The organism is Phenylobacterium sp. (assembly GCF_019636135.1).
In the GTDB taxonomy this organism is placed as follows: Bacteria; Pseudomonadota; Alphaproteobacteria; order Caulobacterales; family Caulobacteraceae; genus Phenylobacterium.
Genome location: NZ_JAHBYD010000003.1, coordinates 223,376 through 249,612, shown reverse-complemented (window position 1 = coordinate 249,612; position 26,237 = coordinate 223,376). Strand labels below are relative to the sequence as shown.

Here is a 26,237-nt window from a genome sequence, read left to right as displayed (position 1 = left end):
CCAGCACCTTGGGCCTGCCGCGCGTCGTCCCGCAGGCGCTCAGCGCCAGCGCCGCGCCGGCTACGGCCAGGAGGATCCGCAGGTTCCGGCTCATTTCTTCTTCAGGTTCGACAGCACCGCCCGGTCGGCGCTCTCCATCCGCGCGCAGGCGTCGATCCCCTCGGGCCGCTGTTCCAGGAGACGGCGCGCGCCGTCGGGCGTCGCGGCCGCCACGTCGTCGGCCGCGACCGCCTGCTGCCGCGCCGCGCCGGCGGCGTGGCAGGCGGCCAGTTCGTTGCGCAGGTCGCCCTGCGCCCTGTCGGAGGCTTGGGTCAGGTCTGCGATGCGGCGCTCGTATCCGGCCTTCGCCGCCTGCCAGTTCGAGGCCGAGACACCGTAGCCGACGGCCAGCGCAAACGCGATCGCGGTCGCGATCGGTCCGGTCACCGGGCTCATCAACGCCTGTCTCAGTCCTGCGAGCATCGCTTCTCCCTAGCCTGAAGGGCTTGAGGACGGCTTAAAACAGCGTCGCTGTGGCCATTTCACGACCTGGGGCGCCTGGACCTCCTTGGCCAGCCGACTCACCTCCCGGTTGAGCGGAAGGGTGTCAGCCCGCCTTGCCGGCGCGCACGAGGCAGGCGCGGCCGGCCGCCTTGAGGTCGGCGCAGAACCGGTTGGCGTCCGCGGCGCCGCCGAAGCCGCCGACGACGGCGCGGTACCGGGTCTTGCCGTCCACCTCGGCCTTCTCGACCCAGGTCGCGCGTCCCTCGGTCCGCGATCCGAGCTTGGCCAGGATGCCCTTGGCGTCGGCTTCCGAGGTGGACGATCCCACCTGGGCCACCATCCCGCCCGTGCGCGGGGGCGCCGCCGCCGGCGCGGGCCGGGGCGCGGGGGCGACCACCGGCTTCGGGACCGCCGGCGCGGGCGCCTTGGCGGGCGGCCCACCGGAGGGCGGCTCCGCGGCGGGCCTGGCGACGGGCGGCGCGGGCGCGGCGGGGGTTTCCGCCTGCGCCACCTTCAGCGACCGGGTCTGGAACGGCCCCTCGAAGTTGGGGTCGCATGCGGCCCGCCAGGCGAAATCCAGCGCCGTCCCGGCCTCCGGGACCCGCCACTCGGTGTCGGCGTCGCGCAGGATCCGCCGTTCGCCCAGCAGGTTGCGTTGCGGATAGCCGGTCGTCTCGCCCAACCGCAGGCGGCGGCCGGCGCAGTCGGCGTTCAGCGAGACGTGCCACGACAGCGACCCGGTGCGCGCGAAGGTGTCGGCCGACAGCGCCTCGGCGCGGATCACCACCCGCGGCCCCTGGCCGCCGCCGGCCGGAAAGGTCGAGACCACCGAGGTGATCGACTGCGGCGTCACCGCCACCACCCGATCGGGCAGGATGTCGGTCTCGCGCTGCAGCCAGGCGAGCAGCGCGCCACGCTCCAGCGAGCTCGGAAAGCTGGGCTGATCCTGCGCCGCCGACCCCGCCGCCGCCATGAGCCCGATCGCAGCCGCCAGGCCGGCGCTCGCCCGCATCATCATCCACCCTCGCAGCACTCGATTCCCCGGGAAACTGTTCGCCAAAGCCCGCCGACGCAAGCGTCGCGTCGCTGCGGAAGCTCCAAGATACCGACGTTCCGCGAACTCACGCCTTGCCCCTGCGCGGGATCGCAGAACACCCAAAATGGGTAGGTTCTTGGCAAGGTTGCCGGCGCATTCTGCGGAGGGGTCTCGAATTGGCTGATTCTCGGTAACAGTTTGTATTGCACTCTGACGTCGTGCGCTCGCAGGCCCCTCCCCCAAAGGCCGCCGGGCCGGGGAGTGTACAGACTTGGGAAAAGCGTCTGACCGGACGTATCGAAGCCTGCGCGGTCTCGAAAAGACCGCATCGACCAGCCGTGTCCTGAATCTCGCCGCGCTGTCGGCCCGCAACGCCGGCAATCCCGAGCACGAGAAGAACCCCTTCTTCACCGCCCAGACGCTGAACGGCGCCGTGATCGTGCGCCACCGGCTGCGCGACCAGGAGCGCGAGTCGTTCGACCGCATCCGCTACACCGCCACCAAGCTGATCATCCCGTTCGAGCGCTCGGACCTGGGCCTGGGCGGCCGCTCGCTGTTCGTCACCGAGCGCGGCTGGCTCGACGTGTTCGAGGAGCTGCGCGGCGACTTCCCCGACCTGCCGCGCGACATCGCCGTCCTCGAAGCCATCGACGAGCTGCCCTCGCTCGACCCCTTCCTGCTGCGCGAGCACATGAAGCGGCGCGGCTTCGACATCAGCCCCAGCCACTTCGAGATCTCCGCTCCCGACCTGGCGCGCATGCAGCGCTTCGTGGGTTCCGAGATCGCCAAGCTGATCGAGCTCGCCTACCGCGACACCGACGGCCAGGAGGGCAACATCACCCGCCTCGTCGAGGCCCTGCTCTCGGCGCGCACCGACGAGCGGCTCGAGCCCCTCCGCCTGACGCTCCGCCTGGAGAAGGAGAACTACAAGGAGGGCATCTTCGCCTGGAAGGGCTTCCTCTACTACAAGTGGGTGCTGAACACCCTCTGGGGGAACCTGCGCGAGGTGTTCTCGGAACTCGGCCGCGTGAAGGTGATCGGCCCGCTCGATTCCGAGACCCGCCGCGAACTCGAAGACCTCAAGCAGCGCCTGCGCCAGAAGATGGAGCGGCAGGTGAAGATGGTGATGAACCACCTGGGCGTCTACGACGAGGTCTTCCAGCAGCTCACCGTCGAGGGCAACGCGCTGGCGTTCCGCGACTTCCTGCTGAAGTCGCCCGAGATGTTCCTGTCGCTGGGCGACGGCTGCGGCCTCGTCAGCCACATCGCCACCTACTGGCGCTACCAGTTCCAGCGCGGCAAGCCGCTGGCCGCCAACGTGCTCCAGCTCATGGACACCCTGCAGGACTTCGAAGCCAGCCTCGGCGCCGACGACCACGAACACCCCAAGGCGGCTTAAGATCATCCCTCCCCTTCAGGGGAGGGACAGACCGCGCAGCGGTCAGGGTGGGGAAGTCGGGTGCGAGAACTCAGAGGCCGGGGATGACTACGGTCTCCCCACCCTGGCGGCTCCGCCGCCTGTCCCTCCCCTGAAGGGGAGGGATTTTCAGCCCAGCCTCGCCTCGACCTCGCAGACCAGGCCCTCGGGCGGGAAGCTCAGGCGCACCGAGCCTCGCAGCTCCTCCGCCAGCCCCTGCTCCAGCAGCCGCGCGCCGAAGCCGCGCTGCGCGGGCTTCTTCACCGGCGGCCCGCCGCTCTCTCGCCAGGTCAGGCGCAGCTTGCCGGCCTCGACGGTCCAGCTCACGTCCACCCGGCCCGCCGGGCTCGACAGCGCCCCGTACTTCACCGCGTTCGTCGCCAGCTCGTGCATCGCCAGCCCCACCGCCACCGCGGCCTTGGGATCGAGGTCCACCGCCGGACCGGCGGCCACTATGCGTCCGTCGTGGTGCGGCGCCACCGCCTCGGCGATGATCTGGCCGATGGGGCCGGCCTCCCAGTTCTGCCGCGTCAGCACGTCGTGCGCCGAGGCCAGCGCCCGCAGCCGCCCCTCGAACGCCTCGGTCGCCGACTTCGGCGCGCCGGCCGCCCGGAACGACTGCCAGGCGATCCCCTGCACGATGGCGAGCGTGTTCTTCACGCGATGGTTCAGCTCGTTGATCAGCAGGCGCTGGTGCGTCTCGGCCTTCCTGCGCTCGGTGATGTCGACGTTGGCGCCGACCATCCGCCGCGGCTGCCCGTCGGCGTCGAAGACGAAGCGCGCCGCACCCTCGATCCAGCGGATCTCGCCGTCGGGCCGGACCAGCCGGAACTCGTAGGCGACGACGTCCTTGCCCGCCGCCAGCGCCGCCGCCGTCTCGCTCTCCATGCGCTCCAGGTCCTCTGGCACGACGCGCCGGCGGAAATGCTCGGTGTGGCCCTCGAACGAACCGCGCGGGATGCCGAAGATGTCCTCCATCTCGGCGTTCCACACCGCCTTCCCCGACGCCACGTGCCAGTCGGAGATGCCGACCTTGTGCGCGCCGACCGCCAGGTCCAGCCGCCGCTCGCTTTCGCGCACCGCCCGCTCGGCCGCCGCCCGCTCGGTCACGTCGTCGATGGCGACGCCCACGCCCAGTTCGCCCAGGGCCGAGACGCGGATGTCCACCGTCCGCCCCTGGCGCAGCGCCGAGGGCGCGGTCAGCCGCCCCGGCTCGCCCTTGTCCATGGCCTGTTCCAGCATCACCACGAACGGCGTGCCCGCGCCCTGCGGGTAGATCTCGTGGAAGCTCTTGCCCAGCATCTCGCCGCGCTTGAAGCCGAAGAACTCCTCGGCGGCGCGGTTGAACACCCAGAAGCGCCAGTCGCGGTCGATCGCGTAGTAGACGTCGCTGATCCCGTCGAGCACCGCGCTCAGGCGGTCCTCCGGGCCGGGCGGCGGTGACGGCGTCTTCCGCAAGATCAGGGAGCTCCCACGGTCTGGACCGCGATCTAAGCCAAAGCTGACGCTGCCGTCACGACGGAACCCGACCTTCGCGAACGTCCGGCCGACGGTGATCCCCTCGCCCCGGAGCCTTCGTCGTGCCGAGACCGGCCCGGCCCCGGCGACGAATGGTCTAGGCGCGCGCCACCGGCCGCGAGCGGGCCAGCAGGCGGCCGACGCGGGCGATCAGCGCCTCGTCCCTGAAGGGCTTGGCCAGGTAGTCCTTGGCGCCCAGGCCGATCGCCCTGGCCACGTCGTCGCCCGAGTTCCGCGCCATCAGCACCATGGTCGGGATCCTGTCGGACAGGCCCTGCGCCTTCATGTGCGCCAGCACGCCGAAGCCGTCGAGCACCGGCATGTTGATGTCGAGCACCATGGCCTCGGGCTTGAAGTCGCCCAGCCGGTTCAGGGCGTCCTGGCCGTTGCGGGAGGCGCGCGTCTCGAACCCCGCGAGCTCCAGCCGGGTCACGATCAGTTCGACGACATAGGGCTCGTCGTCCACCACCAGGATGCGCCGGCGCCGCGGCTCACCCAGCGACATTGGCCTGCCCCTCGATCCCGTCCTGCTCGCCCTGCGCCGCCCACGGCGCGGCGCCGGCGATCGCCGCATACATGTCCAGCGGCTGGATGGGCTTCCTGACCAGCCCGTCGAATCCGGCGAGGTCGTTCTCGCCCGCCAGGTCGGCGTCGGCGGTGAACGCCAGCACCGGAACGCCCTGGTTCGGTCCCGGCTGCTCGCGCACCATCTTCAGGGCCGCGCGCCCGTCGACGCCGGGCATGCGCAGGTCCATGAGCACCACGTCCACGGGCAGCAGGCGCAGGCGCTCCACGGCTTCGCCGCCGTCGCCCGCCTCGTGGACCTCGGCGCCGGCCGCTTCGAGGATCCGGCGCGACAGCTCGCGGTTCACCGGGTTGTCGTCGACCACGAAGACGCGCGTGCCGGCGATCGGGACGACCACCGCCTCCTCGCCCGCCAGTTCGGCCGGCAGCTCCGCGGCCGGAGCCGGGATCTCGACGAAGAAGGTCGCGCCTTCGCCGGGCGTGCTCGTCACGCCGATCTCGCCGCCCATGGCCTCGGCGATGCCGCGGCTGATGGCCAGGCCCAGGCCCGTGCCGCCGTGGCGGCGCGTCATCGAGCCGTCGATCTGGGTGAAGCGCTGGAACAGTATCGCCTGCGCCTCGTCGTCGAGGCCCGGCCCCGTATCGGCCACCTCGATGCGAACCCAATCGGCCTGGGCGGCGGGCGCGACGCCCAGCGTCACCCCGCCCTGGTCACTGAACTTCACGGCGTTGCCGACCAGGTTGATCAGCATCTGCCGCAGCCGGTCGCCGTCGACCATCGCCGCCTTCGGCAGGCCGCTCCGCGGCTCGAACGCCAGCGACAGGCCCTTGTCCTGCGCCTGGGTCGAGAAGAGTTGCAGCGTCTCCTCGCAGACCAGCGCCACGTCGACGGGCTTGGCCCGGATCTCGAACTTGCCGGCCTCCAGCTTCGAGAAGTCGAGGATGTCGTTGACGATGGCCAGCAGGGCGTTGCCCGCCCCCGAGATCCGGCCCACGTAGCCCCCGGCCGTCCCGGGCAGGTCCATCTCGTTCAGCAAGCTGGTGAAGCCCAGCACCGCCGTCAGCGGCGTGCGGATCTCGTGGCTCATGTTGGCCAGGAACTGGCTCTTCGCCGCCGCCGCGGCCTCGGCCGCCGCCGTCGCCTCGGCGATCTCGGCTTCCTGCGCCACCTGAAGGTCGATGTCGCGGATCACGTCGAGGAAGCCGGTCGGCGCGCCCGTCTCGGGATCGCGCATCAGCGTCGGGTTCGACTCCAGCCAGGTATAGCCGCCGGCGCCGCGGTTCTTCGCCCGCCAGCGCACCCGGGTGGACCCGCCGTCCTTCACCAGCTTCATGAACGCCCGCTCGACCAGGCCGGCGTCGTCCGGGTGCATGTTGTCGACGAACGAGCTGCCCTCGATCTCCTCGGGCCGCGTGCCGCTCGCGCGGACGTTGGGGCTGACATAGATCGCCTTCCCCTGCAGGTCCGACATGATGATCATGTCCGAGGTGTTCTCGGTGATCATCCGATAGCGCGCCTCGCTGTCGCGCAGGGCCATCTCCGCGGCCCGCTGCTCGGTCAGGTCGCGCAGTTCGCACACATAGTGCTTGGGCGAGCCGTCGGGGTTGCGAACCATCGCGATGGTCATGCCGCACCACAGGTAGCCGCCGTCGGCCTTCCGGAAGCGCCGCTCGCGCGTGTAGCTGTCGATCTCGCCCGACGTCAGCCGCCCGATCTCGTCGTTGCCCTGGCCCAGTTCCTCCGGGTGGATCAGGTCGTCGCCGTTGAACCCCAGCAGTTCGGCCTCGGAGAAGCCCAGCATGTTGCACAGGGTGCGGTTCACCTTGAAGATCGAATTGTCCAGCTCGACCAGGCATTTGCCGATCGCCGCCTGCTGGAACGCGGTCTCGAACAGGTCGGCCTGCGCGCGGCGCTCGGTGACGTTGCGCAGCACGTTGATCGCGCCGGTGACGGCGCCGCCCTCGTCGCGGATCTCCTGCGGGTTGCCCTCCATCCAGACCCAGCCGCCGTCGGCCGCGCGATAGCGCGCCTGCTGGTCGCCGCGGTAATCCGAGCCCGGCGCACGGTTGGCCATGATCCGCTGAAAGTCGTCGGGATGGACGATCTGGTCCGTCGTCAGGCCCAGCAGGTCGTCGGGTTCGTAGCCGTAGGCGCGGACCGAAGGCGAGATGTAGGTGAGCCGCCCCTCCGCATCCATCTGGACGACCACGTCCGTCATCTTGTCGGCGATCAGCCGGTAGCGGGCCTCGCTCTTGCGCAGGGCGAATTCCGCGGCCCGCCGCTCGGTCAGGTCCTGCACCTGGGCCACGAAATGCTTGGGCGCCCCGTCGGCGCTGCGCACCATCGAGACCGACAGGTGCGCCCAGACGATCTCGCCGTCGGCGCGGACATAGCGCTTGTCCATCCGGTAGCCGTCGATCACCCCTGCGGTCAGTTGCTTCAACTGCTCCAGGTCGGCGTTCAGGTCTTCGGGATGGGTGATGGTCTGGAAGTCCAGCGCCAGCATGCGGGCGCGCGGATAGTCCGTGATCCGGCAGAAGGCGTCGTTGATGCGCAGGAACGCGCCGTCCATTCCCACCAGCGCCATGCCGATCGGCGCATTGTCGAACGCGCTCTCGAACAGCTCGGCCTGCTCGCGCAGGCGCGCCTCGCCCTCGCGCACCGCCTCGTCGGCCGCGCGCCGGTCGGTCAGGTCCTGCACCTGGCTGACGATGTGCCGGGGGCGGCCATCGGCGTCGCGGACGCATGAGGCCGTGACCCGCACCCAGACGAACGACCCGTCCGGCCGCACGTAGCGCTCGTCGGACTCGTAGCTCTCGATGTCGCCGCGCAGCAGGGCCAGCGCCTGGTCGCGCACCCGGTCCATGTCGTCCGGATGGACGAGGCCGGCCATGCGCAGGCCGGCGACCTGGGCCTCGCCCAGGCCGGTGATGCGACGCCACGCCGGATTGGCGCGGCGGACGAAGCCGTCCGGCGAAATGATCGCGATGCCGCCGCCGGCGCTGCGGAACGCGGCCTCGAACAGCTCGGCCTGCGCCCGGGCGGCGTCCTCCAGCTCGCGCCGCCGGGTTATGTCGCGGAAGATGTTGACGATCTCGACGACTTCGCCGTCCGGCCCGCGCACGATGTGGGGGTTGCCCTCCATCCACACCCATGTGCCGTCCGCCGCGCGGAAGCGGTGCTGGCGGCGCGCGCCGGTGTTCAGTTCGCCCCGCAGCAGGGCCTGCGTGCCCTGCCTCAGGGCCTCGGCGTCGGCCGGATGCGCCAGCCGCAGGATCGACGTGCCGACGAGGTCGGCGGGCCTATGGCCATAGCGCTCCACCGCCCGCGAGACGAAGCGGACCCGCCCGTCCGCGTCGGCGCGCACGATCACGTCGCTCGTGTGCTCGGCGATGAAGGCGAACGCGTCGTCCGTCCCGCCCGGACCCATACTCACCAGATCGACTCCCAGAGCCGCGGGCTTCCGCCGCGATTGCCGGGAGACGCTAAAGGGAAGCCCTTTCAACGGGATGAACGGCCCCCGACCGCCCGCGTCGGCGAACCACCCCGTCCCGCGGCGGGTTGACGCACGTTCCTGCGCTTCCCGCGGGACCCCGACCTTGCGGCGATCAGGCGCTACGCCGCTCTCGCCGCCTGCGCGGTCTCGGCGGCGTACTCCGCCGTCCGCAGCGCCAGGGCCGCGATCGTCAGCGTCGGGTTGGCCCAGCTCGACGTCGGGAAGACGGAGCTGCCCACCACGTAGAGGTTCTCCAGGCCGTGGATGCGCCCGGTCGCATCGACCACGCCCGAGCGCGGATCGGCCGACATCCGCGTCGTGCCCATGTGGTGGTAGCCGCCGATCGGGTGGGCGCTGATCAGCGGGTCGGTCCGCCAGCCGCCCCCGGCCTCGGTCAGCCACTCGGCGGGCTCCACCCGGCCCAGGCCCAGCCGCCGCAGCTCGGCGCCCAGCGTCTCCACCAGCACCGCGGCGCTCGTCACGTCGAGGTCGGTCATCCGCCAGTCCAGCGCCAGCCGCGGCACGCCCAGCGGATCGGTGCGGTCGGTCAGCAGCACCCGGCTCTCCGGGTTCGGCGCCTGCTCGGCGCGGATCAGCAGCGCGATGTCCCGCAGGCCCAGCTTGTGCAGCAGCCACGGCCGCGCGGGGTCGGTCCGCCGCTGCGCCCACTTCGCCGCGCTCTTGGTCGCCATCCACAGCGCCCGGCCCTGCTTCGTCGGGGCGAGGGTGTGCTTGACGCTCGAATAGGCGGCCATGCCCCAGTTCTGCGCCGCCTGCGCCGGCTGGCGCGCCGCGATGGTCAGCGAGGTGTTCAGGATCCCGCGCTCGGCCTGGAGTTGCGCCGACGGCTTGATCAGGCCCGCCAGCTCCAGCTCGCCCAGCCGGCGCCCGCGCCCGAACGCATCCAGCAGCAGGAAGGCCGCCGGCCCGGTCACGCGTCCGCCGCGGGCGTGCGGATGCTCCATGAAGTAGCGGCCCACCTGGTCGCGGCCGTTGCCCACGCCGTCGGCCATCACCGAGCGCGACGCCAGCAGCAGGCGCGGGTTCTCCAGCCCGCCCGCGGCCAGCACCACCGTCCGCGCCTGCACGTCCAGCGCGCGGCCGTTCAGCGCCCGCACCGAAAGGCGCGAGACGCGCCGGCCGTCCGGGTCCAGCCCGATCTCGGTCACGGTGGCGTGGGTCACGATCCGGCAGCGCGGATGGCCGATCAGGTCGTGGCACTCGGCGAAGACGAAGCGGTTGAACTTGCGGTCGAACGTCCAGACGCCCAGCGACAACGCCGCCGGATCGAACGCCGGCGGCCGCACGCCCGCGGCGATCAGGTCCGCCGCCTCGGCCGCCGTCCCGGGCATCCCGAACCGCGCCCGCGCCGGCGCATACCAGGCCGAGAGCTCCGCCCAGGCCATCGGCCAGCCCGAGTGCGGCACCCACGGCCGCGCCTCCAGGTCGATGGGGTCCAGTTCGGCCAGCCGCCCGCCCCAGATCGCCGTGGTGCCGCCGAAGAACCGCAGCCGCGCGTCCTCCAGGGCGTAGTAGTCCTCGCCGATGTTGTCGCCCGCGTTCAGCGCCGCGGTCGCCGGCTCGTAGTCCAGCCCGCCGCTCTCCAGCAGCACCACCGAGCGGCCCAGCTCCAGGAGCCTGCGCGCCGTCGTGATCCCGGCCACGCCGCAGCCGACGACGCAGACCTCCGTCGTCAGGGTGACGTCCGACTCGGCGGTGTGAAGATCGAGATGCATGCCGGGCCCCTAGCTAGGGGCGATACGGCGCAAGGCCAAGCGGGGTTGCGCCGGGTCAGGTCGATTGCGCGATGGCGCGCGCTTCGCGCAACAGCCGGTCGCGGGAATCATCGCCGGTCAGCACGAAGGCCTGCGACCCCTTTTCCCAGTAGACCACCGCCCGGCGCCCCCGCCGCGCCACGACCGGCGCGTCGGTCACCGCCGTGTTGGCGCGCACCGCGAACAGGTTCAGCCGCCGCCCGTCCGGCGCCAGGGCCACCACGTTCAGCGCCGGCCCGTCGTCCGACGGATAGACCTGCGCGTCGACGACCCGCCAGCCGGCGGGCAGCACCGGCGCGCGCAGCTTGAGCGTGCGCGCGATCTCCGCCCGGTCCAGCACCGGCGTGTCGATCTGCGAGACCATCACCCGGCGCGCCTCCGTGGCCGCGTGCGACTCCAGCGCATCCTCGACGTAGCCGGGGGCCGCATCGCCGTCGTTCTCGCGCCAGCCGTCGGCGATGGTCGACCTGGCCACCTGCCAGCCGCCGAGGCCGGACAGCACGCACGCGGCCAGCGCCGCGGCCGCCTGGCTCCACCGCCGCGGCCGCGCCGCAGGCCCGCCGGCGCGCCGGCGCCGGTGCAGTTCGCCCATCACCCGGGCGGCCACGTCCGGGTTGCAGGCCAGGAACCCCTCGACCTCGCTGCGCCGCGCCTCGCCCAGGCCGCCGGCGATGTAGGCCGCCAGGTCCTCGTCGCCGATGCTCAGCCTGCGGGCCGCCGCCCGGTCGTCGTTCGCCGGTCCCTGCGCCATGACGCACTCGCCCCGTACTTGAGCCCCCCGCGGCATGGCGGCGCTCTTTTGGCGCGCGTGTCCAGTAATTTCGCAAGTCTCGCGTTCGGCGAGCGTCCGGCCTACTCTGGGCCATGGCTGTCGCCTTCACCCGCGAGGAAGACTACGAGGCCCAGGCGGCCGACCTGCCCGACCGGCCGGTCTCGCCGCACCCGAACCTCGTCACACCCGAAGGGCTCGCCGCCATCGAGGCCGAGCTCGCCGCCGCGCGCGCCGCCTATGCCGCGGCCCAGGCCGACGGCGGCGTCGCCGCCGACCGCACCGCCATGGCCCGCGCCACCCGCGACCTGCGCTACTGGGGCGCCCGCCGCGCCTCGGCCCAGCTCACCGAGCCCGACGCCCCGGAGGGCGTCGCCGCCTTCGGCCGCACCGTCGAGATCGAGCGCGAGGACGGCCGCCGCCAGGCCTGGCGCATCGTCGGCGAGGACGAGGCCGACCCCGCCGCCGGCAGCGTCTCCTACGTCTCCCCCCTCGCCCGCGCCCTCCTCACCAGGCAGGTCGGCGACGTCGTCACCGTCGCCGGCGCCGAAGTCGAGATCGTCGCCGTCCGCTAGCCCCTCACCCCGCTCATCCCCGCGCATGCGGGGACCCAGACTTTCTTGTTCTGCGTGCCGCGTCCGCACTTGGGGTCGTGGCGTCCTATTTGGCGTCCCATAAGAGGAAGTCTGGGTCCCCGCATGCGCGGGGATGAGCGGATTTGGGGGTGTCTTTTTCCGCGTCATTCCGCGCATTCCGCGGTTCCTAAAACCCGTTTCACTTACCCCACGGCGCCGCGGTATCCTCCGGCAAAACACATGCGGAGGACCCCATGCGCGACCTGATCATCCGGAACGGCACGATCGTCGACGGCACGGGCGCGCCCGCCTTCACCGGCGACATCGCCATCCAGGGCGACCGCATCGTCGAGGTCGGCGAGGTGACCGGCGCGGCCAGGCGCGAGATCGACGCCACGGGCCTCACCGTCACCCCCGGCTGGGTCGACATCCACACCCACTACGACGGCCAGGCCACCTGGGACCCGGTGATGGCCCCCTCGTCCTGGCACGGCGTCACCACCGCCATCATGGGCAACTGCGGCGTCGGCTTCGCGCCCGTGAAGCCCGATCAGCGCGAGTTCCTGATCGAGCTGATGGAGGGGGTCGAGGACATCCCCGGCATCGCGCTCAGTGAAGGCATCGACTGGAAGTGGGAGAGCTTCCCCGAATACCTCGACGCGCTGGAAGCCAAGCCGCGGGCGATCGACGTGGGGACGCATGTGCCCCATGCGCCGATCCGGGCCTATGTGCTGGGCGAGCGCTGCAACACCGACTACGAGCCCAACGCCGAGGAGATCGCCGAGATGGCGCGCCTGGTGCGGGAGGGCGTCGAGGCCGGCGCGCTCGGCTTCTCCACCAGCCGCACCCTGCTGCACAAGGACCTGAAGGGCGTCCACATGCCCGGGACCTTCGCGGGCTCCGACGAGATGCTGGCGCTGGGCATGTCCATGAAGGGCCTGAAGCACGGCATGTTCGAGATGGTCTCCGACCACCTGGGCGACGACGACGAGTGGATGTGGGTCAAGGGCTTCGCGGCCGAGACGAAGCTGCCCGTCACCCTGGTGGCCACCTCGGCCGGCGCCTACGAAGGCGACAAGATGTACAACATCGCCGAGGAGAGCCGGAAGCACGGCATGGACATCCGCCCGCAGATCGCCGGGCGGCCCACCGGCATCCTCCACGGCCTCACCTCCAGCTTCCACGTCTTCATGGCGAGCCCCACCTGGAAGGCGAAGCTGGCCGACGCCTCCCTGGGGGAGCGCCTCGCGCTCATGCAGACGCCGGAGATCCGCGAGGCGCTGCTCTCCGAGGACAGCCCGCTCATCAAGGCCGCCGTCGGCGAGGGCCGGGCCGGCGACCTCGCCGTGGCCTTCGGCGGCAGCCTGCTCTGGCGCATCTTCCCGCTGGGCGAGCGGCCCAACTACGAGCCCGACCGCGAGCAGTCGGTGGCGGGCCTCGCCGAGGCCGCGGGCGTCCCGCCGCTCCACATGATGTACGACCTGCTCGTCCGCGACGGCGGGCGCGAGCTCTTCTACCAGCCGCTCGGCGGCTACCTGACCTACAACTTCGACTTCTTCCGCAAGAACATGCAGCACCCCAACGTGCTGTTCGGCCTCTCGGACGGCGGCGCCCATTGCGGCGTCATCGCCGACGCCGGCATGCCCACCTTCATCCTCAGCTACTGGGCCCGCGACCGCGTGAAGGGCGACCGCTTCCCGCTGGAGTTCCTCGTGCGCAAGCTGACCAGCGACACCGCCCGCGCCTACGGCCTGAACGACCGCGGCCAGTTGAAGCCCGGCCTGCTCGCCGACCTCAACGTCATCGACTTCGAGAACCTGAACCTGGAGCGCCCGGTCGCCATCCACGACCTGCCCGCCGGCGGCCGCCGGCTCGTCCAGAAGGCCCACGGCTACCGCTACACGGTCAAGTCCGGCCAGGTGACCTTCGAGAACGGCGAACACACCGGCGCCCTCCCCGGCGGCCTCGTCCGCGGCGGCCGCGAAGCGGTGATCCTGCCCATGGCGGCGGAGTGATCCTCCCGCCTCTCCCTTCCTCCTCGACGGAGGAAGGGCCGGGGATGGTGGTGTGCGCAGGGCTTCAACGCCTGAGCCCGTGAGGCTTCGACGCCTCTCGTGCCAGATGGCAAGCACGCCGCGGCCACACCTCCACCCAACCCTCCTCCGTCGAGAAGGAGGGCTTTCAAGAGGTGCTCCGCGCTTTTTGCAGCGCATCTCCCCGTTGCAGCGCGCGTACCTATAGGCGAGGGTCGTTCATGGCCCCGGCTGAGACCAGACCGATGAAACTGCTCGTCCTCGCCCTCGCCGCCCTCGCGGCCGTCGCCATCGCGGCGGCGACCGAGGACGCCGATGCGCAGACGCTCTCTCCCGAGGCCGCGGCCCTGATCGCGGCCACCCGCGCCGCCCCGGCCCGGGCGCAGCAGACCCACGCCGCCTTCGCCCCCCGCTACGACGGCGAAAAGCCCGTCCGCCTCCGCGGCGTCGCCCAGACCAGCGTCGACGCGCCGCTCGGCGACGACGCCACCGGCTCGCTCGGCTTCATGTGCGGCCTCAAGCCCGGCGCCGAGAAATACGGCGTCGCCGCCGCCCGCGGCTACGACGAGACCGGCCGCTTCATCGGCGCCAAACTCCGCGTCGCCTTCAAGTAGCCACGGAACCTCAGGCGCGCCGCAGGCGCCGTCATTCTTGGAACCGCGGAATACGCGGAATGACGCGGAAACAGCGCCCTCTTCTTCCGCGCTATTCCGCGTATTCCGCGGTTCGAATCAAAGCGGCGCTGACGCGCCACCGATCTCGCCCGCCTACTTCTCGGTGAGGTTCCAGACGCCGTCCCAGTCGGCGGGCGGCGGGGTCTTGGCCAGCACGCGGCAGCGCTCCACGTAGACCTGGGCCGGGCCGTCGTCGGGGTAGAGCTTCAGCGCCTCGGCGAACGCCTTGCCCGCCGCCTTCCAGTCGCGCGCCCGATAGGCCCGGATGCCCACCGTGTGCAGTTCCATGAGGTCGCCCAGCAGCGGCTCGCCCGCCCGGTAGCCCAGCGACTCGTAGACCGCCACCGGCCGGTCCTTGCCCTTCACCCGGATCAGGTCCAGCTCGCGCAGCAGCGCGGGCTTCGTCAGCTCGCGCACCGTGAACTCCGACAGCACGATCCGCGCGCCGTACTGCTTGGTCGTGCCCTCCAGCCGCGAAGCCAGGTTCACCGTGTCGCCGATCACCGTGTAGTCCAGGCGCCGCGTCGAGCCGATGTTCCCCACCACCGTCGGGCCGGTCGAGAACCCGATGCCGATGTCCAGCGCCTCGCCACCGACCTGCGCGCGCCGCGCGTTCAGCACCGCCAGCCTGGCCATCATGTCGTTGGCGGCGGCGAGCGCGTTGTCGGCGTCGTTCGGCCCCACGAGGGGGGCGCCGAACAGGGCCATGATGCCGTCGCCCATGTATTTGTCGAGGATGCCGCCGTGCTGGAAGATCACGTCGACCATCTCGGTGAAATAGTCGTTCAGCAGGCTCACCGTGTCGCGCGGCCCGAGCTGCTCGGCGATCGTGGTGAACCGGCGGATGTCCGAGAACATCACCGTCACCTTCTGCTCGGTGCCGCCCAGCTCCAGTTCGCCGGCCGACAGGAGCTGGTCGGCCACCTCCTTGCTCATGTACCGGCTCATGGTCGAGCGGACGCGCTTCTCCTCGGTGATGTCCTCCAGGACGATCATCGAGCCGATCTGCTCCTGGTTGGAATCCAGCAGCGGCAGCGTCGTCAGGTTCACCGACGCCTTGGCCCCGTCGCCCTGGGTGAGCTCCGCGTCCACCGCCAGGTGGGTCTCTCCGGTCGCCAGGGTCTTGGCCAGGCTCTCCGAGATCCAGTGGTTGTCGCCCTGGAACAGCTCCCACGACGGGCGCTCCAGCACCGTCTCCTTCGCCAGCCCCAGCAGCGCCAGGGCCGACTCGTTGGCCGTGACGATCTTCGCCTCGGCGTCCACCGTGACGATGCCGTTCGACGTGCTCTGCAGGATGCTCTCGTTGTAGTTCTTGATGGAGAGCACGTCGTCGAACAGCTTGGCGTTCTCCAGGCTCACGGCGATCTGCGCCGCGAACGCCTTCAGGCGCGATTCGTCCTTGTTGCTGAACACGCCGCCCTTCTTGTTCAGCGCCTGCGCCACCCCGATCCGCGCGCCCGCCTTGTTGGTGATCGGCACGCAGAGGATGGAGCGGGTCTTGAAGCCGGTGCGCCGGTCGACGTCCTGGTTGAAGCGCGGATCGGCGTAGGGGTCGGTGATGTTCTCGGTCTTGCCCGACGTGAAGACCGCACCGGCGATCCCCGCGCCGGTCGGAACCCGGATCTGCACCTTCTCCAGCCCGTCGGCGTAGAGGCTGAACAGCTCGTCGGTCTTGTCGTCGTAGACGAACAGCGAGGCCCGCTCGGCGTTCAGCAGGTCGGTCGTGGCCGTCATGATCCGGCCGATCAGCGCCTCCAGCAGCAGTTCGCCCGCCAGGTCCTGCGTCACCTCCAGCAGCCGCTGCTCCTCGCGCAGGCTGTCCAGCATCAGGCCGAAGCCGCGGTTGATGTCGGCGTACTCGTCGGTCGTCAGCACCTCGACCTTGGCGTCGTCCAGGTCGCCCCGCTCGACGTGGCGCATGGCGTCCACCAGCCGCGCCGCCGAGTTCGACACCTCCCGCGCCGTCAGGATCGCCATCGAGATCGCGCCCACGATGCAGACCAGGACCACGCCGCCGGCCCAGACGTACATCGAGGTCATCTCGCGGGGCGGCACGACGAAGCCGTGCGCGTTCAGCACCCGGTCGAACTTGAACAGGAACGACACCGCGCTGAACACCAGCGGCAGCGACGACACGAAGATGGCCAGGAACAGCACCTTGTTCCGGAGCGGCACCGAGATCAGGTCCTTCGCCTGCTCGGCCGGGATCGGCCCATCCAGCTCCCGCGACAGCCGGATGGCGATCGGCTCGATCGTCTTGGAGACCGCGAAGAACTCGAAGATCGCGTGCGCCGGCGAGGCGAAGACGAAGATCATCGTCCCCAGCGCGATGAGCTGCCAGCCGGCGATGCCCGCGTGGAACACCGTGTTCGCCGTCCAGATCACCCCGATCAGCGCGAACGTCGCCGCCGGGCCGTGTACCGTCGTCACCCGCACCGCCGAGATCTGCGGCAGGTTCAGCGCGCGCACCAGCGCCGCCCCCAGCACCGCCTCGCTGGGCTTCTCCCCGCGGTCCAGCGCGCTCAGCACCGGCGCCAGCGGCTTCAGGTGCCGGTTGATCAGCATGAAGTCGAGCGAGGTGAAGAAGGCCGTCCCGAACGGCACGCCCGACCAGAAGATCAGCCACTGGTAGGCCGTGAACTCCAGGCCCAGCAGGCCCAGAAGCAGGGTCACCGACACGGCCACGCCGGTCGCGAGCGAATAGATGAAGATCAGCCGCCAGAAGAGCACACGGCCGCTGTCCACCACGGGCGTGGTCGCCGCGGCGCGTCGGTCGGCAGGTCGAAGCGGCGGTGAAGCGTTCACCGCGCTGGCATCCGTGCGACGGCTGGCGGACAGCCCATCATCGCCCCCTGACTCTTCCCGACGGGGGCGAGCTTACCTTCGCATTCCCGCCGGCGCACCTGCCTTTCAGGCCGTGAGGCGCCTCAGGCCTCCAGCGCCGCGATCAGCTTGCCCACCGTGTTCCAGTTGCGGGCCGTGCCGCGCACCCTCAGCCGGCGCTCCATCACCACGTTCGACAGCTTCGACTGCCCCGCCCCCTGCGGGAACCGGATATAGAGGCAGCCCGGCCCGGCGCGCACCTCCTCGCCGAACACGCACGCGCTCTCCAGCGTCTCCAGCCCCGCCTGCGGCTCGCCGTTCAGGAACACCGCCATCAGCCGGTTGGGCTCCTCCGCCGCCGCCTTCGGGAACGGGTTCGCCCCCACCACCGCCTTCAGTTCGCCGACGTCGCGCACCATCACGTCCGAGAACAGCCCGAACTCGGCCTCGATCGCCGCCTCCAGCGCCCGCGCCGCCTCCGCCGTCGAAAGCCCCGTCCCGAACACGATGTTCCCGCTCGCCAGCAACGTCCTCGGCTCCGCGAACCCCGCCGCCTCCGCCACGGCCCGCAACCGCGCCATCTCCACCTTGCGGCCACCCACGTTCACGGCCCGGAGCAACCCCGCATAGCGTTTCACCCGAATCTCCTCTCCCAAGCGCGGCAGCGCTGTGGGAGAGGCCGGGAGAGGGCGGCGGCGCGCCTTGATCCGCACCGCCCTTGAACCCGCTCGCACCTCAGCGCCGCTGCTCCCACAGCACTACCAAAAGTTCCCCAAATGTTCTACACACGCCTTTCCCGGGCGCGACAGCGCCGAGGGAGAGAAGAGCGGAGCTACCCCTCGACCGCCGCCCGCTCCCACTCCAGGAACTCCGGCGTGGCCAGGAGCCGCGCCACGTACGCCGCGCACCGCCCGTCGTCCCCATATGCCGCGAGGTCGATCCCGTAGGTCCGCACCCGTGTCGCCACCGGGGTGTAGAAGGCGTCGGCGATCGACCAGCCGCCGGCCAGGAACGGGCCACCGAACCGCTCCAGCATCCCGCCCCACAGCGCCACGAGCCGGCGCACGTTCGCCTGCGTCGCCTCCGACAGCTCGACCGTCCGCACCGGCTCGTCCAGCGCCATGGGCGCCTCCCCGCGCAGCGCCTGGAACCCCGAGTGCATCTCCGCCGCCGCCGCCCGCGCCATCGCCCGCGCGGCCGGATCGGCCGGCCACAGCCCCGGCGCCTTCTCGGCCAGGTATTCGCTGATCGCCAGGGAGTCCCAGACCGTGAGGTCCCCGTCCTTCAGCACCGGCACCAGCCCGCTGGGCGAATGCGCGCGGATGCGGTCGGCCGAGACGTTGTTCTCCTGCCGGAGCTCCACCAGCGTCTCGGTGAACGGCAGACCGCTGCGCTTCAGCACCAGCCAGGGCCTGAGCGACCACGTCGACCACCGCTTCGTCCCGATCACCAACTCCATCGGCGTCTCCCGACCCTGCGCGACCCATTCCCCAAAGGCATGTCGCGACGCTGAAACACTTCAACTATTGCGGCCCCCCGCCCGGCGCCATCTAGTTCTGCTCAACGATAAATCGAGGAAAGCTCATCTGATGTCCGAGGCCGCTCCCGCCCCAAAAGGGTTCTCGACCTCGAATGCAGCCCAGGTCGGCGAGGCGCCCGTGGCGCCGCTGGTCTCCCCCGCCTTCCGCAGCTACGCCCTCGTGGTCCTGCTGCTGGTCTACACGGTCAATTTCCTCGACCGGCAGATCGTCTCGATCCTGGCCGAGCCGATCAAGAACGAGCTCTCGATCTCCGACACCCAGCTCGGCCTGCTCACGGGCCTGGCGTTCGGCATCATCTACTGCGGCTTCGGCCTGCCGCTGGCGCGCCTCGCCGACCGGTTCAACCGCGTCTGGATCATCTCCGGCTCGCTGGCCGTGTGGAGCGCCTGCACCGTGCTGTGCGGCCGCGCCACCAGCTTCGGCACCCTGGTCGCCGCCCGCATGGGCGTGGGCCTGGGCGAGGCCGGCTGCACGCCCACCTCCCACGCGCTCATCGCCGACTATGTGCCCAAGGAGAAGCGCGCCTCGGCGCTCGCCTTCTTCTCCATGGGCACGCCGCTGGGCGGGCTGCTGGGCCTCGCCATGGGCGGCCTGATCGCCGACGCCTACGGCTGGCGCACCGCCTTCCTGCTGGCCGGCCTCCCCGGCCTCATCCTGGCCGCCGTCTGCTTCTTCACGCTGAAGGAGCCGCGCAACGCCATGGCCGCCGCCGCCCGCCAGGCCCACGCCTCCAGCCAGATGGGCTTCACCGCCACCTGCAAGTACCTCGCCGCCAAGCGCACCTTCTGGCTGCTGGCCTTCGGCGCGGCCATCAAGGCCTTCATCGGCTACGGCCACTCGCCCTTCACCGCCTCGTTCTTCCTGCGCAACCACGGGCCCGAGATCGCCCAGCTCGCCGGCCAGTTCGGTCTGAAGCCGATCGGCTTCATGGGCCTGGCGCTGGGCCTGATCGCCGGCATCTTCGGCACCGCCTCGAGCTGGCTGGGCGGCGTCATCGCCGACAAGTACGGCGCGCGCGACCTGCGCGCCTACGGCTCGGTCCCGGCCATCGCCAGCCTGCTGGTCATCCCCTGCTACTACGTCGCCTACACCGCCGAGTCCGCGGTCCTGGCGCTCAGCTTCCTGATCCCGATCGCGCTCCTGGGCTCGCTCTGGTACGGCCCGGTCTACGCTTCGGCCCAGAGCCTCGTGCCCGCCAACATGCGCGCCACCTCGGCCTCGATCGTGCTCTTCATCATCAACATGGTGGGCCTGGGCGGCGGCGCCCTGGTGGTCGGCGCGCTCAGCGACTGGTTCAACTACGGCTGGGGCCTGGGCAAGGCCGACGGCATCCGCTGGGCCCTCTTCGTCTCGGCCTGCTTCGGCCTGGTCAGCGCCGTCCTCTTCTGGGTCGCCCGCGCCAGGATCCGCGACGAGATGGTGAGCTAGCCGCGGAGCCCGGCCGCATCGTCATCGCCGAGTAGCCGCCGCCCTACGGCGCCGCTAGGGTTCGGCCATGTTCGACGCCCACGTCCGCGACCATGCCCACTGGAGCCCCCGCGCGCCCGCCGTGGTCACGCCCGCGCGCACCGTCAGCTACGCCGAGTTCGACGCCGACATCGACCGCTGCGGCGCGGCCCTCGCCGAGCTCGGCGTCACCCCGGCGTCGGGCGTCGTCTCGGTGCTGGTCGACGACCCCTACCTGCTGCTCCTGGTGCTGGCGGCGCTGGCCCGGCTCGGCGTCGTCTCCTCGCCCCACAACGACGACGCCGCGGACCTGCGCCTCACCGACGCCGGCGGCGCCGCACCCGCCCCGCCCGCGACCTTCCTCACCCGCGAGTGGCAGGCGGCCATGTTCGCCCGTGCGGCCGTCCCGCTGCCGGCGCCCGACCCCGACCCGGACGCGGTCGGCCGCGTCATGCTCTCGTCGGGCACCACCCGCACGCCGCGCCGCGTCGGCCTCACCTGGCGCAACCTCGAGGCCCGCAACGCCGCCAACCTGCACGCCTACGGCGCCGGGCGCACCGGCGCCTGGCTCCCGCTCGTCGGGGTCGACGCCATGATGGGCCTCTCGCTCCTGATGGGCGCCTGGACCCTCGGCGCCTCGCTGACCGGCGGCATCCCGGCCCGGGACCTCCCGCGCTGGCTGGAGACGCTGCCCGACGGCGGCGTGCTCGCGCTCACCCCGGCGCAGCTTCGCGCGCTGCTCGCCGGCCTGCCCGAGGGCTTCCAGCCGCAGCCCGGCTGGCGCATCTGCTGCGGCGGCTCGCTGCTGCCGCCCGCCCTCGCCCGCGAGGCGCGCGTGCGCATCACCCCGGACCTGCGCATCCTCTACGGCGCGACCGAGAGCGGCTTCGTCGCCCACGGCATCGCCGCCGATCTCGACCGCCACCCCGGCATGGTCGGGTTCACGCCGGCCGGCGCCGTCTGCGACGTGGTCGACGACGACGACGCCCCGCTGCCCGCCGGCGAGTCCGGCCACGTCCGCATCCGGGGCGAGCGCGTCGCCCGGGGCTACCTCGGCGATCCCGCCGCCACCGCCGAGCGCTTCCGGGGCGGCTGGTTCCGGACCGGCGACGTGGGCCGCAAGCTCGCCGACGGCCGCCTCGTCCTGGAGGGCCGCGCCGACGACCGCATGAACCTGGGCGGGCGCAAGGTCATGCCCGCCGTCCTGGAGGAGCCGGCCCTCGAATGCCCGGGCGTCCTCGACGCCGCCGGCTTCGCCGTCCCCGGCCCCGAGGGCCTGGACCGCGCCTGGCTGGCCGTCGTCACGGTCCCGGACTTCGACCGCGACGGCCTCCTGGCCCACCTCGCCGGCTACCCCGGCCTGCCCCCGCCCAGCTTCGCCTGGACCGAGGAGATCCCGCGCAACGCCATGGGCAAGGTCGATCGGGGCAAGCTGCGCGAAGCGGTCCTGGGCGCGCTCGCCGCCCGGCCCGGATAGCGCATGTTCGACGGCTACATCCGCGACGGCGCCGCCTGGCGTCCGCGCGCGCCCGCCGTGATCCTGCCCGGCCGGCCGCCGCAGGCTTTCGCCACCGTCAGCTACGCCCGCTTCGACGCCGACATCGACCGGCTCGGCCGCCTCCTGGCCACCGAGTTCGGTCTCGCCCCGGGCCGGGGCGCCGTCTCGCTCGCCGTCGCCGACGCCTACGTCGGCCGCGTCGCCCTCTGCGCCCTGGCCCGCCTGGGCGTCGCCTCGGCCCCCTACGACGACCACGCCGCCGCGCGCCGCCTCGTCTACGGCCTCGACGCCGACGCCCCGCCGCCCCCGGACGCCATCGTCCTGACCCGCGAGCAGGTCGCCGCCGCGCTCGCCGCCCCCCACGAACCGCTGCCGCGCCTTGCACCCGACCCGGACGCCCTCGTCCGCGTCCAGCTCTCCTCCGGCACCACCGCCGCCCCCAAGCGCGTCGGCTTCACCTGGAGCCGGCTGGAGATCGCCACCCTCACCGCGCTGCGCATCTACGGCCCCGGCAAGCTCGGCGTCTGGGTCCCGCTGACCGGCCCCGACAGCCTGATGGGCTTCGGCCTCGCCGTCGCCGCCTGGTCGGTGGGCGCCACGGTCGCCGCCGGCATGACGCTGGAGACCCTGCCCGCCCTCATGGAGGCCCACGGCCAGGGCGTCTGCGTCCTCACCCCCATCCAGCTCCGCAACCTGCTGACCTGGCTCCCCGACGGCTTCCGGCCGCGCCCCGGCTGGCGTCTGCAGGTCGGCGGCTCGGCCCTGCCGCCGGCCCTCGCCCGCGAGGCCCTGCTGCGCCTCACCCCCGACGTCTGGCACGGCTACGGCGCGACCGAGTCCAACCGCATCGCCGCCGGCCCCGCCGCCGCCCTGGCCGACGTCCCCGGCGCGGTCGGCCACGTCCCGGCCTCGGCCCATGTGGAGATCGTGGGCGACGACGGCCGCCCGCTGCCCGACGGGCGGTCCGGCGAGATCGTCGTCCGCTCCACCCGCACCGCGCCGGGCTACCTGGACGACCCCGCCGCCACCGCCGCCCGCTTCGACCCGACGACCGGCGCCTACCGCACCGGCGACCTCGGCCGCCGGCTCCCCGACGGCCGCCTCGTCATCGAGGGCCGCCTCGACGAGCGCATGAACCTCGGCGGCCGCAAGTTCATGCCCCACCGGCTCGAGACCCCCGCCCTGGAGGTGGAAGGCGTGCTCGACGCCGCCGGCTTCGCCGCCCCCGGCGACGACGGCCTCGACCAGGCCTGGCTCGCCGTCACCGCCGCCCCGGACTTCGACCGCGACCGCCTCATCCGCCACCTCGCCGCCGTCCCGGACCTCCCCCCGCTCCGCCTCGCCTGGACCGACGAGATCCCCCGCAACGCCATGGGCAAGGTCGACCGCGCCACCCTCCGCGCCCGCCTCCTCTCAGCCCGCGCCAAACCCTGACGGCGGCGCCCCCACGGCAGCCCCCCTACCGCCCCTTCGAAACGCCCGCTAACGTCCGCGCCGACAAGGGCGGCCCGCCGGGCGGGTGAGTCGAAACGGGGAATGCGTGTCAGATGAGTTCAGCGGCCACCACCTCCAGCACCCCCGCCTACTCCGCCGGCTACCGCAACGCGGTGCTGTGGCTGCTCGTGCTGGCCTACACGTTCAATTTCGTCGACCGGACGATCATCTCCACCATCGGCCAGGCGATCAAAGTCGACCTGAAGCTCACCGACCAGCAGCTCGGCTGGCTGGGCGGGCTGTCGTTCGCGCTGCTCTACACGACGCTGGGCATCCCGATCGCGCGGCTGGCCGAGCGGACGAGCCGGGTGAACATCATCGCCGTCGCCATCGTCATCTGGAGCGCGTTCACCGCGCTCTGCGGCACGGCGACGAGCTACGTGCAGCTCCTGCTCTTCCGGGTGGGCGTCGGCGTGGGCGAGGCGGGCCTGTCGCCGCCGGCGCACTCGCTGATCAGCGACTACTTCGAGCCGAAGAAGCGCGCCTCGGCGCTGTCGATCTACGCGTTCGGCATTCCGCTCGGCACCATGTTCGGGGCGATGGCCGGCGGGTGGATCGCCGAGAACCTGTCGTGGCAGGCGGCCTTCATGGCCGTGGGCGTGCCGGGCCTGCTGGTGGCGATCTCCATCAAGCTCTTCGTCAAGGAGCCGCCGCGCGGCTGGGCCGACCGGCAACTGGCGCTGGCGGACGAGCCGCCGGCGGCGCTGGGCCAGGAGGCGTCGGAGGCCGGGGCGCCCAGCGCGGCGCCGGCCGAAGCCCCGCCCTCGATCCTCGCCGTCGGCAAGCGGCTGTTCGGGAGCTGGGGCATGTTCCACATGATCGCCGGCATCACCATGGCCAGCTTCGCCGGCTACGGGACCGGCAACTACGCGCCGGCCTACTTCGTGCGCGAGTTCGGGCTGGGCCTGGCGGTGGTGGGCCTGGTGGGCGGCCTGGTGGCGGGCGTCTCGAACGGCGCCGGCACGCTGCTGGGCGGGTTCCTCACCGACTGGGCCTCGAAGCGCTCGCTGCGCTGGTACGCCCTGGTGCCGGCGATCGGCCTGATCCTGGCCACGCCGATCTACATCTACGCCTACACGCGCGAGAGCTGGCAGATGGCCTACGCCATCCTGCTGGTCCCCGGCGTGCTGCACTACACCTACCTCGGCCCGACCTTCGGGGTGGTGCAGAACGCCATGGACACGCGCATGCGCGCGACCGCCGTGGCGCTGATGTTCTTCGTGCTGAACCTGATCGCGCTCGGCTTCGGACCTCCGTTCTGCGGCTGGTGCATCGACCAGTTCGCGCGGGCCGCCTTCACGGCCAGGGGGATGGCGGGCGACTTCCTGACCGCCTGCCCGGGCGGCAACGCGCCGGACGGGTCGCCGGCCGAGCTCGCGGCGGCCTGCAAGGCGGCGATGAACGAGGGCACGCGCTCGGGCATCGTCTCCAACCTGCTGATCTACGCCTGGGCCGGCGTGCATTACCTCCTGGCGGCCATCACCCTGCCCAGGGACATCGCCCGCGCGCAGGCGGCCAAGGCGGGCTGAGGCGGGCGGCGCCGCGCAAATATTTCGTCAGCCGCGCTTCGTCCTTGCAACCAACCGCAACCCTGGCGAGTTGTGGGCGATATGGGGGATCGCACATCCGGACTTGAGTGGGGCTGACATATGCATCGGAGCTTCGGGCTCGCCTTCTTCGCCGCTGCGGCGTGCGCGATCTCCGCGGGTTCGGCCGCTGAGGCGGCCACCGTGCTACGCGTCAATCCGTCGAGCCTCTGCGCCACGACGGGCTGCTTCAGCGACACCCAGCGCACCTACCAGCGCACCTGGTCCGCGGCCGACTTCCAGGGCGGCGCCTCGATCGGCGCGCTGGCGCTGGACCGCAGCCTGCTGGGAACCCTGCAGGACTACGCCGTCAGGGTGAGCTTCCGGAACGCCGCGGGCGACACCGTCGGGAGCTGGGGCGCCTTCACCGTGGCCGTGCTCTCGGGCGATGTGGTCGTCCTCGGCGGCAAGTCGTTCGACTGGGACGATTCGATGGGCGCGCTGACGCTCAACCTCGAGCTCATGATCCCCGACAGGGCCGGCGCCGGCGGCGGCTTCTTCGGGGGCGGGGGCGGCCTCTCGGGCGGTATCGGGGCCTGGACGAACAGCGGCCCGCAGGTCGCGGGCGGCAGCGCCCTCGTCGCGCCCGTCATGCCCGCCATCCTGACCCCCGCCGACGTCCGGCCGGCCGTGATCGCGGTGCCTGAACCGGCCGCCTGGACGCTCATGGTCGCGGGCTTCCTGGGCGCCGGCGCCGCTTTGCGCCGCACCCGGCGCCTAGCGCCACTTAAAGTAGGAGAAATTTTCCCTTAACGGGAGAATAGTGCTCGCCCGTGCGGGGTGAGCCCTTGCGGCGCCACCTATGGTCGCGCTTGTTTGTCATCGACTCGACAGATGGGTGCGGACACATGAGCGGGCTCAACAAGACGATTCCGGCCGCCATCGGGGCTTTGGCCCTGGCGGCCGCGGCTGCGCCTGCGGGCGCAGTGACGGTGAACGCCGGCTGGAGCGACGCCTGCGGCGCATCGAACTGCTTCAGCCAGGGCTCCTTCACCCACACCTGGTCGGCGAACGGCGCCGGCGGCCCGATCACCGTGAGCCAGCTCGCGCTGGCCCGCTCGATCCTCGGCGACCTGGACGGGCAGACCTTCCGGCTCTCGTTCCAGATCAACGGCCAGGAGATCGGAACCTGGGGCAGCTACACCATGGGCGGCATCGCCGGTGACGAGCTGAACTTCTGGGGCGAGAACTTCACCTGGAACCCGGAGGACGGCGACCTGATGCTGGTGCTGCAGATCGACGTTCCCGACACCACGGGCGGCGGCAGCTTCCGGCGGACGTCCAGCTCGCGGTCCAGCCCCACCGAGGACGGCCCTGGCCCGAGCGGCCAGAACGGCGACGAAGGCCCGAGCTTCGCGCAGGAAGACGGCGGCGACCGGAACCAACAGCCCTCGGACCTCGGCCCCGGCTTCAGCGCCGTGGTGCCCGAACCCGCGACCTGGGCGCTGATGATCGGCGGTTTCGGCATGACGGGGACGATGTTCCGCCGCCGCCGCGCCCTCGCCGCCTGAGGGCGACGAGCGCCGCGTTCGCAAGAGGTTGACCCG

At 71.7% G+C, this 26,237-nt stretch carries 20 protein-coding genes; 10 read left to right on the top strand and 10 right to left on the bottom strand.

The window, feature by feature from the left end; all coding sequences use genetic code 11:
• Positions 1-90: 90 nt before the first annotated feature.
• Positions 91-435: a hypothetical protein gene (locus tag KF737_RS03765; protein WP_296450516.1), complete on the bottom strand. Its 345-nt coding sequence runs from the start codon at positions 433-435 to the stop codon at positions 91-93.
• A gap of 151 nt (positions 436-586) precedes the next feature.
• On the bottom strand, positions 587-1,501 hold the full coding sequence (locus tag KF737_RS03760) for an SPOR domain-containing protein (RefSeq protein ID WP_296450515.1): 915 nt from the start codon (positions 1,499-1,501) through the stop codon (positions 587-589).
• A gap of 289 nt (positions 1,502-1,790) precedes the next feature.
• Between KF737_RS03760 and KF737_RS03755 the strand changes: the two genes are divergently transcribed.
• Positions 1,791-2,918 carry a hypothetical protein gene (locus KF737_RS03755; protein ID WP_296450514.1) on the top strand — a complete coding sequence of 376 codons (1,128 nt, stop codon included), beginning with the start codon at positions 1,791-1,793 and terminating at the stop codon, positions 2,916-2,918.
• A gap of 147 nt (positions 2,919-3,065) precedes the next feature.
• On the opposite strand, the gene KF737_RS03750 is transcribed toward KF737_RS03755, so the two are convergent.
• The 5 genes from KF737_RS03750 to KF737_RS03730 all read right to left on the bottom strand — a co-directional run bounded on the left by KF737_RS03750 (position 3,066) and on the right by KF737_RS03730 (position 11,002).
• A complete protein-coding gene (locus KF737_RS03750) occupies positions 3,066-4,394 on the bottom strand; it encodes an HWE histidine kinase domain-containing protein (RefSeq protein ID WP_296450513.1) in 1,329 nt (442 codons plus the stop codon).
• Positions 4,395-4,551: 157 nt separating this feature from the next.
• Positions 4,552-4,959, bottom strand: a complete 408-nt coding sequence (locus KF737_RS03745) for a response regulator transcription factor (protein WP_296450511.1) — start codon at positions 4,957-4,959, stop codon at positions 4,552-4,554.
• Positions 4,946-8,410 carry a PAS domain S-box protein gene (locus tag KF737_RS03740; protein WP_296450518.1) on the bottom strand — a complete coding sequence of 1,155 codons (3,465 nt, stop codon included), beginning with the start codon at positions 8,408-8,410 and terminating at the stop codon, positions 4,946-4,948. The genes KF737_RS03745 and KF737_RS03740 overlap by 14 nt, the downstream gene beginning before the upstream one ends.
• A gap of 185 nt (positions 8,411-8,595) precedes the next feature.
• The gene (locus tag KF737_RS03735) at positions 8,596-10,212 is read right to left on the bottom strand and encodes an FAD-dependent oxidoreductase (RefSeq protein ID WP_296450510.1); all 1,617 of its coding nucleotides are present in this window, start codon (positions 10,210-10,212) and stop codon (positions 8,596-8,598) included.
• A 55-nt stretch (positions 10,213-10,267) separates the two neighbouring features.
• A complete protein-coding gene (locus tag KF737_RS03730) occupies positions 10,268-11,002 on the bottom strand; it encodes a hypothetical protein (protein WP_296450508.1) in 735 nt (244 codons plus the stop codon).
• Between the two features lie 113 nt (positions 11,003-11,115).
• Here KF737_RS03730 and greA point away from each other — a divergent pair, with 113 nt between their 5' ends.
• From greA to KF737_RS03715, 3 genes are all read left to right on the top strand, one after another.
• Entirely contained in the window at positions 11,116-11,595 is a 480-nt protein-coding gene (gene greA, locus KF737_RS03725) for a transcription elongation factor GreA (protein ID WP_296450506.1), read from the top strand.
• 254 nt (positions 11,596-11,849) lie between these two features.
• Positions 11,850-13,610 carry an amidohydrolase family protein gene (locus KF737_RS03720; protein ID WP_296450504.1) on the top strand — a complete coding sequence of 587 codons (1,761 nt, stop codon included), beginning with the start codon at positions 11,850-11,852 and terminating at the stop codon, positions 13,608-13,610.
• A 263-nt stretch (positions 13,611-13,873) separates the two neighbouring features.
• A complete protein-coding gene (locus tag KF737_RS03715) occupies positions 13,874-14,242 on the top strand; it encodes a hypothetical protein (protein WP_296450502.1) in 369 nt (122 codons plus the stop codon).
• Between the two features lie 153 nt (positions 14,243-14,395).
• On the opposite strand, the gene KF737_RS03710 is transcribed toward KF737_RS03715, so the two are convergent.
• The 3 genes from KF737_RS03710 to KF737_RS03700 form a co-directional block, all read right to left on the bottom strand.
• Entirely contained in the window at positions 14,396-17,047 is a 2,652-nt protein-coding gene (locus tag KF737_RS03710; protein ID WP_296450500.1) for an adenylate/guanylate cyclase domain-containing protein, read from the bottom strand.
• A 182-nt stretch (positions 17,048-17,229) separates the two neighbouring features.
• Positions 17,230-17,763, bottom strand: a complete 534-nt coding sequence (locus KF737_RS03705) for a DUF1697 domain-containing protein (protein WP_296450499.1) — start codon at positions 17,761-17,763, stop codon at positions 17,230-17,232.
• A gap of 194 nt (positions 17,764-17,957) precedes the next feature.
• The gene (locus KF737_RS03700) at positions 17,958-18,584 is read right to left on the bottom strand and encodes a glutathione S-transferase family protein (protein WP_296450498.1); all 627 of its coding nucleotides are present in this window, start codon (positions 18,582-18,584) and stop codon (positions 17,958-17,960) included.
• Positions 18,585-18,714: 130 nt separating this feature from the next.
• On the opposite strand from KF737_RS03700, the gene KF737_RS03695 reads away from it, so the two are divergent.
• From KF737_RS03695 to KF737_RS03670, 6 genes are all read left to right on the top strand, one after another.
• Positions 18,715-20,094: an MFS transporter gene (locus KF737_RS03695; protein WP_296450496.1), complete on the top strand. Its 1,380-nt coding sequence runs from the start codon at positions 18,715-18,717 to the stop codon at positions 20,092-20,094.
• A gap of 67 nt (positions 20,095-20,161) precedes the next feature.
• Complete coding sequence (locus tag KF737_RS03690) at positions 20,162-21,589, top strand: class I adenylate-forming enzyme family protein (RefSeq protein WP_296450493.1); 1,428 nt, start codon at positions 20,162-20,164, stop codon at positions 21,587-21,589.
• 3 nt (positions 21,590-21,592) lie between these two features.
• Positions 21,593-23,044: a class I adenylate-forming enzyme family protein gene (locus KF737_RS03685; RefSeq protein WP_296450491.1), complete on the top strand. Its 1,452-nt coding sequence runs from the start codon at positions 21,593-21,595 to the stop codon at positions 23,042-23,044.
• Between the two features lie 113 nt (positions 23,045-23,157).
• On the top strand, positions 23,158-24,633 hold the full coding sequence (locus KF737_RS03680; protein WP_296450489.1) for an MFS transporter: 1,476 nt from the start codon (positions 23,158-23,160) through the stop codon (positions 24,631-24,633).
• Between the two features lie 120 nt (positions 24,634-24,753).
• A complete protein-coding gene (locus KF737_RS03675; protein ID WP_296450487.1) occupies positions 24,754-25,443 on the top strand; it encodes a hypothetical protein in 690 nt (229 codons plus the stop codon).
• 95 nt (positions 25,444-25,538) lie between these two features.
• Positions 25,539-26,201, top strand: a complete 663-nt coding sequence (locus KF737_RS03670) for a PEPxxWA-CTERM sorting domain-containing protein (RefSeq protein WP_296450485.1) — start codon at positions 25,539-25,541, stop codon at positions 26,199-26,201.
• Positions 26,202-26,237: the final 36 nt, after the last annotated feature.